Source organism: Actinomycetes bacterium, from assembly GCA_022599915.1.
GTDB lineage: Bacteria > Actinomycetota > Actinomycetes > S36-B12.
This window is the reverse complement of sequence record JAHZLH010000002.1, coordinates 45,413-60,489: the sequence shown is the minus strand read 5'-3', so window position 1 is coordinate 60,489 and position 15,077 is coordinate 45,413. Positions and strand designations below refer to the sequence as shown.

General features: G+C 58.8%; 13 protein-coding genes. 4 read left to right on the top strand and 9 right to left on the bottom strand.

The genetic code is table 11. The features are described from left to right. Positions 1-185: 185 nt before the first annotated feature. On the bottom strand, positions 186-323 hold the full coding sequence (locus K0U62_00820; GenBank protein MCH9800057.1) for a hypothetical protein: 138 nt from the start codon (positions 321-323) through the stop codon (positions 186-188). 450 nt (positions 324-773) lie between these two features. On the opposite strand from K0U62_00820, the gene K0U62_00815 reads away from it, so the two are divergent. Continuing rightward, positions 774-1,184 (top strand): ester cyclase, encoded by a 411-nt coding sequence (locus K0U62_00815; protein MCH9800056.1) that lies wholly within the window; start codon positions 774-776, stop codon positions 1,182-1,184. Positions 1,185-1,315: 131 nt separating this feature from the next. Next, positions 1,316-1,675, top strand: coding sequence for a cupin domain-containing protein (locus K0U62_00810; protein MCH9800055.1), 360 nt, complete (start codon positions 1,316-1,318; stop codon positions 1,673-1,675). Between the two features lie 23 nt (positions 1,676-1,698). Here K0U62_00810 and K0U62_00805 read toward each other — a convergent pair whose 3' ends face one another. From K0U62_00805 to K0U62_00790, 4 genes are all read right to left on the bottom strand, one after another. Beyond that, entirely contained in the window at positions 1,699-2,310 is a 612-nt protein-coding gene (locus K0U62_00805; protein MCH9800054.1) for a hypothetical protein, read from the bottom strand. A 324-nt stretch (positions 2,311-2,634) separates the two neighbouring features. Continuing rightward, positions 2,635-4,038, bottom strand: a complete 1,404-nt coding sequence (locus K0U62_00800; protein MCH9800053.1) for an MFS transporter — start codon at positions 4,036-4,038, stop codon at positions 2,635-2,637. A gap of 127 nt (positions 4,039-4,165) precedes the next feature. Next, a complete protein-coding gene (locus K0U62_00795; protein ID MCH9800052.1) occupies positions 4,166-5,104 on the bottom strand; it encodes an NAD(P)H-binding protein in 939 nt (312 codons plus the stop codon). A 99-nt stretch (positions 5,105-5,203) separates the two neighbouring features. Then, positions 5,204-6,469 carry a CapA family protein gene (locus K0U62_00790; protein ID MCH9800051.1) on the bottom strand — a complete coding sequence of 422 codons (1,266 nt, stop codon included), beginning with the start codon at positions 6,467-6,469 and terminating at the stop codon, positions 5,204-5,206. Positions 6,470-6,744: 275 nt separating this feature from the next. Here K0U62_00790 and K0U62_00785 point away from each other — a divergent pair, with 275 nt between their 5' ends. Continuing rightward, complete coding sequence (locus K0U62_00785; GenBank protein ID MCH9800050.1) at positions 6,745-7,584, top strand: Pr6Pr family membrane protein; 840 nt, start codon at positions 6,745-6,747, stop codon at positions 7,582-7,584. Between the two features lie 42 nt (positions 7,585-7,626). Here K0U62_00785 and K0U62_00780 read toward each other — a convergent pair whose 3' ends face one another. From K0U62_00780 to K0U62_00770, 3 genes are all read right to left on the bottom strand, one after another. After that, positions 7,627-8,805: a VWA domain-containing protein gene (locus tag K0U62_00780; GenBank protein MCH9800049.1), complete on the bottom strand. Its 1,179-nt coding sequence runs from the start codon at positions 8,803-8,805 to the stop codon at positions 7,627-7,629. A gap of 30 nt (positions 8,806-8,835) precedes the next feature. After that, on the bottom strand, positions 8,836-9,672 hold the full coding sequence (locus tag K0U62_00775) for a MoxR family ATPase (protein ID MCH9800048.1): 837 nt from the start codon (positions 9,670-9,672) through the stop codon (positions 8,836-8,838). Positions 9,673-9,868: 196 nt separating this feature from the next. After that, positions 9,869-11,284: a hypothetical protein gene (locus tag K0U62_00770; GenBank protein ID MCH9800047.1), complete on the bottom strand. Its 1,416-nt coding sequence runs from the start codon at positions 11,282-11,284 to the stop codon at positions 9,869-9,871. Between the two features lie 9 nt (positions 11,285-11,293). Between K0U62_00770 and K0U62_00765 the strand changes: the two genes are divergently transcribed. Continuing rightward, entirely contained in the window at positions 11,294-13,492 is a 2,199-nt protein-coding gene (locus K0U62_00765) for a fibronectin type III domain-containing protein (GenBank protein ID MCH9800046.1), read from the top strand. Positions 13,493-13,609: 117 nt separating this feature from the next. On the opposite strand, the gene K0U62_00760 is transcribed toward K0U62_00765, so the two are convergent. Further along, a complete protein-coding gene (locus tag K0U62_00760) occupies positions 13,610-14,974 on the bottom strand; it encodes a lipase family protein (GenBank protein ID MCH9800045.1) in 1,365 nt (454 codons plus the stop codon). Positions 14,975-15,077 lie beyond the last annotated feature (103 nt).

Sequence of the window (15,077 nt, the reverse complement as noted above, 5' to 3'; positions counted from 1 at the left end):
CGGGCGCTGGGTGCGTGCCAATAACCGTGCTCATAACGCTGCTCATAACCTGCGTCATGGGTTGATTGACACCGAGGTTTAGTGTGCCACGGGTGCCAGGCGTGGGGGAGTAGGTCCTAGGGGTTCGCTGTGGGGTCAGAGAATAGGGTTAGTCGAGCTGCGCCGGGATCTTTGCCCACCCGTAGTCAGTAGATCGTTGTCTGGCCGTGAGGTGCCGGGATCGCTTTGGTCTCCGTCTCCGACCCAGCAGCCAACAGATGGCCGCCGATCAACGCCAACGCAACGATCAGTGCGATTGTCACTAGCCGTTCCGGAATGCTCATGGTTTCTCCTGTCGATTCGGTTCTTCGCGGGGCTCATTTTCAAGATGCCCAATTGCTTCGCGCTGAAACCGAAGGGTTGCGCGGAATCGCTTCGCCAGGTCCGTGAATGGTTAGCCAGGTATCCGCATCGGTCATGGAGCACGCTGAACGGTCACTAAGCCACCCCGTATCGCAAGAAAACGTCGCCGGTTGAGCCTCCCCTCACACCTCGGCGCATCATTATGGTCTTGCCGAGTTTCGTGATGGTGTCATCGATGGATAGTGGCTGGCCAGTTGGTCTCGGTGTGGGTGCAGCAGTTGGGTAGTCCATTCGGATTGAAGCGCCTGTCGGCACTGCAACATCATCGTGAGTTTGGTTTATTGAGGGAAGAAGTTCACGCGCCTGTCACGCGACCTCGACCTCGGATTGCAACCGCAGTGACAGTCTGGGGCAAACAGTAACAGCGAAAGGTGACCATGTCTGACAAAAAAGTTCTGACTGAAAAGCTCTACGGCGAAATGTCCCAGAACGGGGATATCGACACTCTGGTAGATACCTATTTCACCGAGGATTTCGTGGAACACGAAGAAGTCCCTGGCCTGGAAGCAACGGGTCGGGACGTGCCCAAAATGATGTTTCGCATGATGCGTCAAGGGATGCCGGACATCCGTGCAGAAGTTGACTTCATGCTGGAGGAGGGCGACCGGGTCGTGGCCTACGGGAACTTTGTTGGCACCCACACGGGTGACTTCATGGGGATGCCCGGTTCAGGCAACGCGGTGAAGATTCCCTTCACCGACATCTTGGAATGGCGAGATGGCCAGATCGCGGGCCACTGGGGTGTTTCGGACATGTCAGCCGTCTTCGCGCCAGCAGGCTGAACTGCCACCGTCCGCGGAGATTCACCGAGAGACTTACTCATCTACCCCGGTAGATGAGTAAGTCTCTCGGCACGCAAGGCGGATTAGTGCCGATCATAATCACCCCACGAAACAGAAATGAAGGAGAAAACATGAGCAGCATCGAAGTACAGAGCTTTGACACCGCTGATATTAAAAACACCTTGCCGGACGACAAGGGCGAAGCCGCCATCGTCGAGTTCGGGGACGTGAAGATCACCCGACTGCGGATCAATCCTGGCTGGCGCTGGTCGGAACACATTAAGCCCATGGTGGGCACCGACTCGTGTCAGGTGCGCCACCTGGGAGTGATCACCAAAGGGCAGGTGCACGTCGTGCATGACGATGGCACTGAAACGACCTACGGGGCCGGTGACGCCTACTCGGTATTGCCCGGTCATGACGCCTGGGTCGAAGGTGACGAAATGGTGGAAGGTTTCGAGCTCGCAGGAACTTGGGCGGACCAGACTTAGGCCTGTTCCGGGCTGGCTGGTGGCTAGTGGCGTTCGGACATTGCCAACGCCACGATGAGCAAGACTGTCATGGTCGTAAGCCCCAGCAAGAACCACGGCAGTCGGGCGCGAGAAGCTGACGGCAGCTCCTCGCGAAAAGTGGTCATCAGTAGGACGCCACCAAGGAATGCCGTAGCAGTTGCCAGTAGGTACTCGCTGGCTGGCGGCAGTAGGTAGGCGACGAGAAGGCCCACTCCTACCGCGGCGATCCCGACCCAGCGAGTCTGATGCTCGAACTGCTGCGGGTGCGCGCGGGCCAACGCTCGATCCGCCAGCAGTAGATGAGCTGCAATGATCACGGTAAACAGCACGGCATAGTCCAGGCCAGTCGTGACCAGCGACGGCAGCGTGTAGGCGTAGATCGCGCTGATGGCGGCAAAGGACAGCAGGTGGACCCGGAAATTGGTCGTGGTTGACGCGCGTCCTTGATCAGTCCGGACGTCCAGCACGAAGAAGGTCACCAGCCCGACCATGGCCACCAAGAACAGTCCCGCCTCAGTAACCGGCGTTGGAGTGAACTGGGCAATGTCTAACTCCGTCAGTTCGCGACCACCCAATGCCAACTCCGGTAGCAGGTGCACGAAGATGTAGGCGATCGCCGCACCGGCGCCAACAGAGGCCAGCACATCTTGGGTTCTGCTGGATAGCCGGGAAACGCGGTAGGCGAAGAAGTGTGCCGCCGCCAAGGCGATAGCGAGCGCTGCTGCGACCAACCATCCGCTAGAACTCATGATGAGAGTGACGTTACCGGCGCGGGCGGCTGAACAGAACCGCCGACGGCAACAAGGTGCTGCGAGTCTGATGATGGGCGCCGTTGTGGCATCATCCTGCCAATCCGTCATCGCTCTGGTTGGTTCGTTGGCAACCGGATTGTCGAGTTGCCGGATGTGTCGAGACGATGGGGATCGCCGAGTTGTTCCTCACTCGCCGACGGTCGGGCTCGGTTGTTGCGACTGTTTCGTGGGCTGTCGGCCGAGGAAAGCAACGAGCGGGACGAAGATCAATGTGAAGGTTCCGAAGCCAATGAGCACATTGCTGATGACATCGCCGGCTTGACCACCTGCATTGATTCCGGTGGTGGTCAATGAGGACGCAACGGCGGTAGCCACACCACCCATGCCAATCAATACAGTCAAGACAATCCCGGATGCTGCTCCCGCCTTTGCCTTGGGAACGACTGATTGGGTCACCACGTTGGTGTAGGTCCATGCCATACCCAGGCCAAGGCCGGCAAAGAGTGAGGTGAACAGGAACCAGAAGATCAACTCGGTGAGCAAACCCATGGCGATCACACCTAGCCCTCCCGTCGCCAAGGCGATCACCATCACCTTCCACGAGGTAAACCTTTCCAGCCGGCCCGCGACTTGGGCTGAAATCGTGATGCCGCCGGAGTAAATCATGAATGCCAGACCGGCTTGAAACGGTGTGAATCCTTCGACGGATTGCAGGTAGATCATCGACAAGAAGATGGCCACTACAGCAGTCATATTGCCCGCCATGCCGGCTCCGATCATCACGCTGAACTCACGAATACGGAACAGGGCGAGATCCATGAGCGGTGGTCGAAAACGGCTCTCCCAGAGCAAGAAGAAAGCGCCCACGATCAGACCGCCCAGGATGAAACTCCAGGTGAGGGGTGAATCCCAACCCCAATTGGCAGCTTCGTCAATACCAAAGGTGAATACGCCAATGGCTGTGACGACCAGTACGAGGCCCAACCAATCGATTCGCTTTTCTTCGCCTTCTGCCACACTTTGTCGAACTGATGTGACGGTTAGGTAGATCACCAATACAGAAATCGGAACGTTAACCCACAGAACCCAGCGCCACGACGCTAACTCCGTCAGCAAGCCTCCCAACAGCGGCCCACCGGCTTGACCGATGGCCGCGATTCCAAAGACCATTCCGATCGCGCGCTGCACCTTGGCAGCGGGGAAGGCGTTGGTAACGACCGCAAGACAAACCGGCATTAAGATCGCGGCACCGACTCCCTGCAGGATCCGCATGATGATGATCATTCCCGCGGTTGTGGCGAAACCGCCGAGGAGGGAGGTGAGCCCGAAAATGCTGATACCGGCAATCATCCAGGTTTTGCGACCCAAGAGATCGGCAAGACGCCCCGCAACGATCAGGAATGCGGCTAGCGACAGCATATAGCCACTGATCACCCACTGCAGGTTGGCCTCAGTGGTGTTGAGGTCCGCTGACATGTCCGGTAGGGCGACCTGCACCGCAAAGAAGTCCAGATTCACCAAGAACATAGCCAGCGCAGACGCGATGATTATTCGCCACAGACGACTGTCGGTGGTCAGGCGTTGAGACATCTCTTCGAGGCTATGGAATGACCGGGCGGATGTCGAATACAGGCACAAGAAGATCGAGGAACGCAACCATCTCGACTAGTGATGCGCACGGATACTCCGGCAACCTGATATGGATCGCCGATCGCCGCTACTTCAAGATGCTCTTTCGGTATTTTTCTCGGAGCCCGAATCCCCCTAGTCGTTCACCGAGGGTGGGTTTGCGGCGGAGTTGATCGGCACGCGACTGCACCCATTGTTGGATCGGCATGGCTGGCTGCCCGGTCACCTGCTCGACGGTGTCAGTGACGAGGTCGGCCCGGTTTTCTCGCCAGGCGCGCAGGTGGCATAACACTGCCGTCTCCAGTTCCTCCCGTGAATGGAAGCCGGCATGATCAAGCAGCATCTGCGCGAACTCGTCCTCTGAAAGGTCGATGTATGCAATTTCTCGTCCGAGCGTCTGTGAGTACGCAGCAGCCAATTCGCTCATATCGACCGCGGCCGGCCCAGTACATTCGTAGTTCTTGCCTTCGTGCCCCGACGTTGTCGCCACAGTTGCCATCACTCGGGCCACGTCATCCACCGCAACGAGCCCAACTTTGCCGTGGCCAGACATGCCCAGCATCACCCCCATAGGCAGTTGCTCCTCAAACTCTTTCAGGGACGTCTCCATCACAGAATTTGGGGAGACCAAAGTCCAGGGCAGACCGCTTGATTTGAGGTGTGCAATGGCTGCCACATGCATGGAGTCCAGGTGGTCGCCCTCGTGGCGGACCGCGCCGTAGATGTTGATTACGTGCGGATTGCCATTTGCCTTTGCCGCGTCCACGACGGCTTCTTCTCGTTGGGTGACCTTTTCGCCCATGGGTGAGGTGATGAAGACATGGGAAATATCCCGGGTCGGTTCGACCAGAGACGCCGGGTCGTCCATGTCGCCGACCACGACTTCCAGGTTGGTTCCGGTGAGATCGAACTTGCTGCGGTCACGCACCATCGCGCGGATCTGAATATCGTCTCGGTCAAGCAGCTTCCCGATCAAAGCGTGGCCGAACATGCCATTGCCGGTATTGATCAAAATGCGACGTGTCAATGTGAGGCCCCTATCGCAAGAAGGATCTGAAGGTTTTGGTCAGTTTAGAACGGACAGGAAGTTTTCGATCGACCAGCGCCACTTGTGGCACGTCATAAGTTACGGGGATGTTTGAGGAACCGGTTTGATCTTTTTTGTGCGGCCGACTACTGAAACGGTGCGGGTATACGAGGCTCGCAAACTCTCCAAAGACATGAGCCCGGACTTTGCCCCGAGACCGATGGGTACGACCAGATAGTCGGGCCGACGGACGGTGACGGGTACATACGAGACTTTCTTGGACTTGACCCGATCACCCTTAATGACGAACTTGAGTGTGGCGATCATTCCGTCATTCGAGCCGACGGCACAGCAGGCTGCGGACTGATTGGACACCAGATTTCCCTCGCCGAAGACAACCGGCTTCCCGTTGACAAAGCGAATGGGTTGAACGACATGCACGTGTTGACCGATCACGGCATCGATATGACGAGAAGCCGTCAGTTGATCAGCCAACTCGGCCTGCCGGGCGGTAACGGCGCTTTGGTATTCGGCTCCCCAGTGCATGTTCACGATCACTAGCTCAGCACCCGCGCGACGGGCGCGTGCCGCGTCCTTCGTTATCCGGGTGGGGTCAATCAAGTTGACGCTGTACGGATAGGGCCGAGGTATGCCGTTGGTGGAGTCGGTGTAGGACAGCAGCGCGACCCGAGTTCCGTTGACTTTGACCATCGGAGTCTTTCTTGCTCTTCGTTTGCTTTCGGCAGAGCCACTCGGAACTAGGCCGGCTTTCCGAATTGTTTTGAGCGTGGCATCGACACCTGATTGCCCTTTGTCGAGAGTATGGTTCGAGGCGGTGCTGCAGATATCCCAGCCGGTTCGTTTGGCCGAGTTAGCCAGACTCCGCGGCGAGTTGAAACTGGGGTAACCCGCAGGGCTCCCGCCAGTCATGGGAACTTCGAAGTGGCAGATAGCGACATCAGCCTTCTTGATGTACTTGCGGATCGACCGAAACATAGGGTCGAAGTCGTAGCGGTTGCCGCCACCATTCCTCAAAGCCCGCCGAAACACTGCACCGTGAATCAGGAAATCCCCGGTGGCAGCAACGTTGACTACCTTTCGTTTCGGTGGAGAAGGCGTAGGAGAAGGTGTGGGGCTGGACGTAGGCGAAGGCGAAATCGTGGGGCTGGATGTGGGAGTAGCGGTGGAAGTGGGGTCTAGAGCGGAGCTTGTTGGCGATTCGGTGGGGATCCCCGCTTCGACGGGGAGTTGCGCAACTCGAGTCTCGACACTTTCCACTTGATTCGTGGAACCCTGGCTGGCACAACTGAGCAGCAACGGCCCGCTCGTTAGCACGACTGCTACAGCTGAGACCCCACTACGCATCAGGCGAGTATCACATAGACCGAGTTGAGGACAAAGCACCCAATTCGTGCATGCGCAGCCGTATTGGATGCCATAGCGGGAGTTACGGCCTGCCGCTGTAGGACCGATCAATGTGCTCGCGGTCCTTATCAGTTAGGCCAAAGGCTGCCCGCTGCACGGTTGAAGAAGCTTTCCAATGCTGTGGGAAGTGCTCGGGTCACCCACTCGCACGCACTGGGTAGCGGAACTGTGCCGGAAAACCGGCAAAGCGGCGGCAAGATCGCAACAATGACGTTATGAGCACTGCAGCTACGCCCGAAGCCGACCCGCAGCGGCCGGCCACTACGACCGTTACGCCCGGCAGCCCCGGCATGATCGTGGCCTCCCGGATCTACAACTTGATCCTAGCGGTACTCGGCACATCTGCCCTGGCCATCAGTTTGTTCAACTCGGCCACAAACGAGCAGGTGGCATCACCGCTGGATGGCATCTCATTCAGCCTCAGTTACTTCACGATCTGGTCCAACATCTTCGCGTTCATCGTTGCTTGGTCGATATTCGCCAACCCGCGGCGCGATGACAAGATCTTCCGCTGGTTGCGCATGACCAGCCTGGTCATGATCGTGATCACCGGCCTGATTTACGCGATCCTGCTGGCTCCGTCAGCCAACCCCTGTGGCTCCGGTATCTACACCAATACGGTCTTCCACTACATCGTGCCGTGGGCAACCCTGTTGGGCTTCTTGGTATTTGGTCCTCGGCCGCGGTTTACTGGCGACCTGATCTGGAAGATGATGCTCATTCCAGTGATCTGGCTTACCTACACCCTGCTGCACGGTTTGGCGATGATTCAGCGCCCCGGCGACAAGTGCGCGCCAAGCGATAAGTCCGACCAATGGGGACCATCGGAGTCGATTGGTGAAGCTGGCAGTTGGTATCCGTACCCGTTCATCAACCCCAACTACAACGACACCGGCGCGCCAGGAGAGATCATCCCCGGAGTGACCGCGGACGGGTACACCGGCATCGCGATCAATATCGTGATCGTGGTGATCTTGGGACTACTGTTCGCGTCGATTTTCTACGGCCTGGACCGCTGGCTGAGCAAGGGCGAGAAGCCCAGCGAACTGGACTAGTAGGTGGGCAGTTCTGGTCGAACTGCTTCCGGAAAATTTCCGCTACCGCCGGTGGCTGGCCCCCCGGTTGAGTTTCGCCATGGCTTCCGACAGCCCATCCACGGTCATGGGGAACATCGGGAAGACCTCGGCGATTTCGGCGATGGTGGTGCTCTGCCACCATGAACTCGCCTCCGGGTTGAGCCACACTGCGTCGGTGAAATGGTCCGCCAGTAATCGCAGCCACTCCAACCCGCTGCGGGGATCGGGATCACCGGTGCGGGCGGCTGCCGGTGCCAATAATTCATACGGTGCCATCAGTGCATCGCCGACCATGATGAGTTTGTAGTGCGGCCCGCACTGTGCGATGAGGTCTTGGACAGAGACCCACTCGCTGAAGCGTTCATCGGTGTAGACCCGGCCGTAGACCACGTTGTGGAAGAACAGGGTGCGCAGCTCCTTGAAATGAGTTGCGCGTTGCGCGGCGCTAAACAGCCGGGATATAACGTTGGCGTACGGATACATCGAACCGCCCACATCCATCATCAAGATGACGTGAGTGTCTGGCCGGCTGGGGGGTCGAGTCACTATTTCGATCTCACCGGCGTTACGGGCGGTTTCTTCAATCGTGCGTTCTAGGTCCAGTTCCTCTTCCGAACCTTCCCGCACGAACGCTCGCAGTCGTCGCATCGCGATTTCGAGTTGGCGGGTGTCCAAGGTGATGTCGCCGCGATAGCCGGTGTATTGCCGATCCTGCGCTACCTGCACTGCACTCCGGTTGCCGCCGGAGCCGCCCACGCGGATTCCGGGTCGCGGTGTGCCGGAGTTACCAAAGGGTGAGGAGCCGCGAGTGCCGGTCCAATAGTTGCCGCCATCATGGCGATCCTGCTGTTCGGCTAGCCGACGCTGAAACTCCCGCTTCAGTTCTTCGATTTCCTCCGGCGTCAACTCCGGAAAGTCCAGGTTCGGGGCTTCTCCTTCAGCTGCCTGTGTCAGCCAGTCCAGCAACTCCTGCTTGATCGGCAAGTCACCTTCCAGCCCAGCGAACTCCGCGAGGAAGGCGCGATCAAAGGCATCGAGATGGGATTCGTGATGAATCAGCAGTGAGCGAGCTGTGTGGTAAAAGCCGGTGGGGGTGCTGTCATGCAACCCCGCGGCTAGTGCCTGCGCCAGCGCCACTGCCTCTTGCGCCCCCACTGGGACGTCGAGTTCCCGCAGTCGGTACAGCAGTCCCAAGAACATAGGAGCGCTCGTGGTGGTCATGGCCGGTTCTCAGTAGCGACCGCGGGTGATTCCGGTGAGGTGCTGACCGAAGGCAGCGAGGTCCTGCTCTTTCTTCAAAAGCGTGCCCAAGTACGGCGTCTGGGCTTCGAGATCCACATCCGTGATTCCACTGGCCAGCAACATGGCAATCCAGTCCACTAGTTCACTGGTGGACGGCTTCTTGCGGATCCGATCCATGTCCCGAATCCGATAGAAGGCAGCCAGCGACTGTTGCAGCAGATCTTCGTTCAGGTTCGGATGGTGCACGCCCACGATCCTTGCCATCAACTCCTGATCGGGGAAATCAATGAAATGAAACACGCAGCGCCGCAGAAAAGCGTCGGGAAGTTCCTTCTCCGCGTTGCTGGTGATGATGACCACCGGGCGATGCTGTGCAGCGACATCTTCGCCGGTCTCCATGACCCGGAATCGCATTCGATCGAGTTCATGCAGCAGATCGTTGGGGAACTCCAGGTCGGCTTTGTCGATTTCGTCAATCAGGAGTACGACGCGCTGATCGGAGCGGAACGCCCGACCCATCGGCCCCATGTGAATGTAGTCAGCGATGTCACGCACATCGTGATCACCGAACCTGCTGTCGTATAGCCGCTGCACCGTGTCGTAGTGATACAAGCCTTCTTGTGCCCGGGTGGTGCTCTTAACGTGCCAGGTGATCAGTTCCATGTCGAGGGCCTCGGCGATGGCTTCGGCGAGCAGCGTCTTGCCAGTCCCAGGCTCACCCCGCACCAGCAACGGCTTTTCTAAGACCAGCGCGGTACGGACGGCTGCTTCAAGTGCGGGATTGGTTAGGTAGGAGTCGGTTCCAGCGAACGCGAGTTCGGTCATAGTGCCTCCACGTGTTTCCACTATGGTGCCCCACCTTGGACGCTTGAGCGCACCTGGCTGCTTGCCGCTAGGGCGCCAGCGGTCATTTCGCTACCTGCTGGGGACGCGTTGCAGAAGTCGGCCGACCGAGAGCAAGACAATCGAGCCAAGGGGACTCAGATGACGCCGCGTTGGAAAGTACGGCTGCGATCTAGGATCAGGTTGCCGGAGCAAGCACCGGGATATGGGCTTCTACTCGGGCTCCGTCGCGGCCGATATCGCGGGACCAAAAGGTGGTGCAGTCTATGAGGACTTGGGTGCCCATCCCCACGGAATCCGACGGCTCCGACTCGCCGTTGTCACGAATGTCTAGCCACAGTTCGCGTTCACTGATGCGGGAGATCAGCGTGATCGAAGTGGCGTTGCCGTGCCGGACCGCGTTGGCTACTGCCTGGCTGAAGATTTCGATAGCCAGACTCCGGCCAACGGTATCTACCGCGAGTACGTCGAGAACTGCTTGATCTTGCGCGACAGTGATCTCGACGATGCCGTCCCAGGTGGAAATCATCCGGGACAGGCCATCTGGCCAGGAAACCTCTTCATCACCACCTTCCACATTGGTGAGTAGTTTCTGGATCTCCAGCTTCAGCCGGTCGCGGAGTCCAGCGGTGTCATCAACGTCAACGGTGCGCAGTTCATGGGCGCTCTTCATCAGCAACGTTTGCAGCGGGCCGTGGAAGAGTCGGGCGAGGTAGCGTTGCCTGGCCCATTGCGTCTGCCGCAGCCGAGCAACCTGCCAATTCAGTTGGCTACTGACCTGGGCTAGTCGGGTGCGAATCTCTGCGAGTTGGCGGAGTAATCCCCGTGTGACGGAAAGAATCCATGCCAGGACCGCAATAAGCACTGAGAGGCCAAATCGAATTCCCGATTCCGTCACCACTACGGCGCCGGTGAGGTTCGATACTGTCGCAGCTAGCACGGCAAAGATCAATCCGACCACAACCGCGGATATCACGACAGTTGCTGTCCGCGCGGTGATGGATCGGCCAGGGATTAGCCGGTTCACCAGCACGTTCGCCAGCCAGAGCAGGCCAGCCAAACTCACAAATCCGATGACGCCATACACGGCCGTCAGCCGGAGTCCCACGGCAACGATGACCGGAAAGGCAGCGAGTAAGAGCAAGACGAGGGCTGTCGCTACCGGCAGAAACGGTGAGCGCCGGCTGGATTGATCCAGAATCTGCCGGAATCGTACTTGCGTAGGTGAGTCCGGTAGCGGTGGCGGCGACCAGGTAGGAAGTTGCTGAGCGAGTTCATGACTCAACGGCCGCACTACGCCGTGGGCCAGTGCGTCTAGTTGGTCCGCGTTGATCCGTTCCGATTCCGTTGACAGTGCATCGATTAGCGTACGTTCCACTCGGCGAGCAGTTGCGGTGTCGCTGGCAGCGATTTCGACATCAATCTCTGCTGCGACGGCTTCAAGACGAGCGTTCTCGACTTCCAACTGCTGTCTATCCCGGCGGTAGGCGCGAACAACACCCACCAGCAGTGTGGTGACGAGAAGTAGGACCAGTCCGAAAACGATCCCGCTGACGAGTCGCCACGGATCGAATTCTCCCAGTAGTAGGTTCACGATCAATTGTTGCGGGCTATCGCACTGTCCACTGCTGCTGCCTTGGGTCTGTCCGGGGTTATTGCCCTGGCTGGGCCTGCTCAGGCCGGCTCGGCTTGGGGAGTGGTGTTGGAGTTGTCGGATGCGTCGTACAACTCAGAAGAAGCGATGTTGGCGGGGTCGGCTGATGACTCGTTTCGGCATCTGCTGTTTAAGGAGTACACCGGTAGTCAGTTCAAGATTCGCTACAGCAGCAGCACTGACAGTGGTTCCTCGTGGAGCAGTGCCGTTGATTTGTCAGACACCACTCGAAACGCGATCGATCCGATACTGCTGAGTTCAGCCGATGGCAAGACGGTGGCGGCGGCTTGGCGCTGGTACAACGGCGGCGGCGGTGGCACCAACAAGTGGGTGGTGCAGGCCCGCGTGAGTGCTGATGGTGGCCAGAGCTGGGGATCGGTTGCGACGTTGTCGGATTCGAGCCAGACCAGCTATGAGTTGTCGGGCGCGATGTCGTTAGACGGTTCCCGAGTCTCGTTGGTGTGGCGTTGGGATGACGGTTCAACTGATCTGGTGCAGACCAGTACCTCAGGGGATAAGGGAGTCAGTTGGTCCGCGGTTACGGATTTGTCTGACGGTTCCGAGCAGGCAGTACAGCCGTCAATCACGGTCTCGGAGGATGGCGGCTCGTTGGTCGCTGGTTGGCATCGCAATGACGGCAGTACCAACAAAACGGTGATTCAGACCAAGACCAGTTCCGATGGTGGCGGTTCCTGGAGCACAACCGCGGTGGACTTGTCCGACAACGCTGAGGATGCAGTGCAGACCCAGTTGTCGGCGTCTGCAGACGGTCAGGACGTGGTGGCAACGTGGTCTCGCGAGAGCAGTGGCACCTATGTGGTGCAAGCCAGCATGTCTGATGACGCCGGAGCGACGTGGTCGACTCCGACGGACTTGTCCGATGGCGTCACCGAGGCGTTGGACGGTCAACTGGGATCGGCAGACGATGCCTCAGTTGTGCACGCGGTGTGGAAGGCCTACGACGGATCGAACTATGTGATTCGCGTACGAACCAGTACCGATAAGGGTGCTTCTTGGTCGGCGACGCAAACTATCTCCGCTACCGGTCAGAATGCCAAGCAGCCGCGTATCGCGACGTCGGTCGATGGGAGCACGGCGGTGGTGGTGTGGCCGCGATTCGATGGCAGCCACGACGTCATTCAGGCTGCGACCACCGAGGACAGCGCTTCGACGTGGAGCAGCGTCAACGATGTGTCCGAGTCTGGGCAAAACGCCTACGAGCCCCAGGTATGGTCCACCGGTTCAGGTGATTCGTTGCAGGCTGTCTGGGGGCGCTCCAACGGCAGCAAGAACGTGATCCAAACCGCTATCGGCACCTACGCCGACGCTCCTGGTGCTCCTACCGGGGTGACTGCCACCGCGGGCGTGGAACAGGCAACGCTGTCTTGGGCTGCGCCGAGTTCCGATGGCGGTGCCGCTATCACCGGCTACCGGATTCAGGCTCACGACGGTTCGGGTTGGGACGAAGTAGTAGCCGACACCGGCGATACCGACACCGGCGATACCGACACCAGCCGCACCGTCACCGGTTTGGCCGCTGGAACCGGCTACGTATTCCGAGTTGCTGCGATCAACCCGGTCGGCACCGGGGATAACTCCAGCTCCTCAATAGCGGTGACTCCCACCGCACCCGCTAGTGGCGGAGGTGGCTCCGGTGACGGCGGTTCGGGCAGTGGCGGGTCCGGCGACGGCGGTTCGGGCAATGGCGGCTCCGGTGACGGCGGTTCGGGCAGTGGTGGCTCCGGTAAGGCCGGGGATACCGGTGACGCGCTAGCCAAGCCGGACAAGCTGCAGAAGTTCAAGGTCAAGGCGAAGCAGAAGAAGTCGGGCAAGGTCAGCTACCAGGTCAAGTTCCGCGTCCCTGATCAGTCTGTTGGGGCTGCGATCACTGAATACGAGTGGCGAATGAAAGCCAAGAACAAGCAGAAGAAGGCCGGCGGCAAAACGAAGTGGGGCAAATTCAGCAAGTGGTACACCATCGACGCCGACTCCATGACGCAGAAGAAGTCCAAACTGAAGAGCAAGATCAAGAAGATAAAGAAACTGCGCAAGGCCGATCCGAAGACTCGGATCAAGGTGCAAATGCGCGCAATCAATGAGCTTGGCGCGGGCAAGAAAGCGACAGCCAAGTTAAAAGTTCCCAAATAGCCGCTCGTTGATCAATCGGGTGACGGCTAACCAGAGCCTGGCTGTTGTCCTTGCCGTGCTGTCGAGCCATGGCGCGATCGTGAGCTATGCAGGCAAGGCCGCGCAGCGAATGATGGGTTAGCCTCCAGCCGGAGCCACCGGCGGCTTACTACCGCAAGAACTAGGCGCCGACTTATTCTTAAAGCGCTTGTTGATCCACTTGATCACTGCCGGAGCCTGGTAGGCAGCGGCGTCAGCATGGATACTCAGCGACTTGAGGAAACTCTGCTCCGGTTCTTTGACCCAGTTCATCTTCAGTTTCGTCTGCTTGCCTGGTGCTGAACACCAATCAACTTGGAGTTTTGCAATGGTGTTCGCGAGCACAACCCCATCCGCGGTGTTCTGCCCGATAAAGACCGGAACGGCTGTGATTCGTGGAGTGACTTGCTCGGCGGCAAACCTCGCCCAGTCCGGGTTGTTCATGGGGTTCGCTACAAAAAATGAACCAAACAAGAGGCGATCTGCGAGGCCGGCGAGCGATGCTGGACCAATGCACTCCTTGGCCAGACTGCGATAGCGCTTCAGGCCCGCCTCGCTCACGATTTCGGTTGGATCGAGTGAGGGGTTGGCGGCGGGCCAAGACAGTACCACCGGCGGTCCAATGACCCACCCGATTCCTTGGTCCCACACCTGGTTCACTTCCGCGACCACCTCCGCAGCAGGATCAGCTGCCGCGACACCCTTGAGTTTGAGGCTGGGAGCATATGACTTGGCAACGCTGCCAACGAATAATGAGGACTGTCCACCTTGTGAATGACCGTAGACCGCGTAGGTCTTGCGCGCCTTGGCGGTGTTGAGGTTTCGGGCTGCCCGGACAGAGTTAATGGTGTCGATGGCACCGCTATTACCAACCAGATACAGAGCTGACCCAGCATTCGGGCCCTTGGTGCCTAGTCCGATGTAGTCCGTGGCAGCGACCACCCAATTCCGGGCGAGCATGGAGTTGATCCACTCGAAACTTCCGGTCCCCGTGGGGCTGATCTTTTTCAGTGAACGCGATGGCGCGCATTTGGCGCCAAGTCCAACTGTGCCGTGAGACCAAGCCACCACCTTCCGGCCACGTTTCGGAGCCTTCTGGTTGGGGACAAAAATGAGACCAGTGCTGGCCCGGGGAGAACCGTCAGGTGTCTCAGTGGTGTACATGACTCGATAAGCCGAGGCATCCTTGAGTCCCTTGATCTTGTGCTTCTTGCACCGAATCAACGACCCAAGTTTGGCAGGCAAATCTTCGGTGGCAGGGGCCTCGTAAAAGCTGTTACCGCTGTAGCGACACTGTCGTGGCGTTTGGCCGAGGAGCCCAGCAGCTTCGTCTTCTGTCGGCTTCTCGATAAGCAAGGGCGGGTTGGTGGGCGGTGGGTCTGCCGCTGCGCTTGGAAGTACGGCCGGAGAAATGGCCATAGCCGCGATAGTCGCGGCGAGGCTCAGTACGCGTGAGGGTGTCACGTTACCTCCCGAACCGAGCACGGTTCATCTGGTGCCGATGTCTGTGGCGTAAGCCTTGCACGTATCCACTCCGCAATGCCTGCGCATCCGGATTCTTGACCGG

Coding starts and splice junctions, on each gene's coding strand:
- K0U62_00810 (MCH9800055.1), top strand. CDS start 1,316: ATGAGCAGCATCGAAGTACAGAGCTTTGACACCGCTGATATTAAAAAC.
- K0U62_00775 (MCH9800048.1), bottom strand. CDS start 9,672: ATGACCGAACTCGCGTTCGCTGGAACCGACTCCTACCTAACCAATCCC.
- K0U62_00785 (MCH9800050.1), top strand. CDS start 6,745: ATGAGCACTGCAGCTACGCCCGAAGCCGACCCGCAGCGGCCGGCCACT.
- K0U62_00780 (MCH9800049.1), bottom strand. CDS start 8,805: ATGTTCTTGGGACTGCTGTACCGACTGCGGGAACTCGACGTCCCAGTG.
- K0U62_00800 (MCH9800053.1), bottom strand. CDS start 4,038: ATGTCTCAACGCCTGACCACCGACAGTCGTCTGTGGCGAATAATCATC.
- K0U62_00790 (MCH9800051.1), bottom strand. CDS start 6,469: ATGCGTAGTGGGGTCTCAGCTGTAGCAGTCGTGCTAACGAGCGGGCCG.
- K0U62_00820 (MCH9800057.1), bottom strand. CDS start 323: ATGAGCATTCCGGAACGGCTAGTGACAATCGCACTGATCGTTGCGTTG.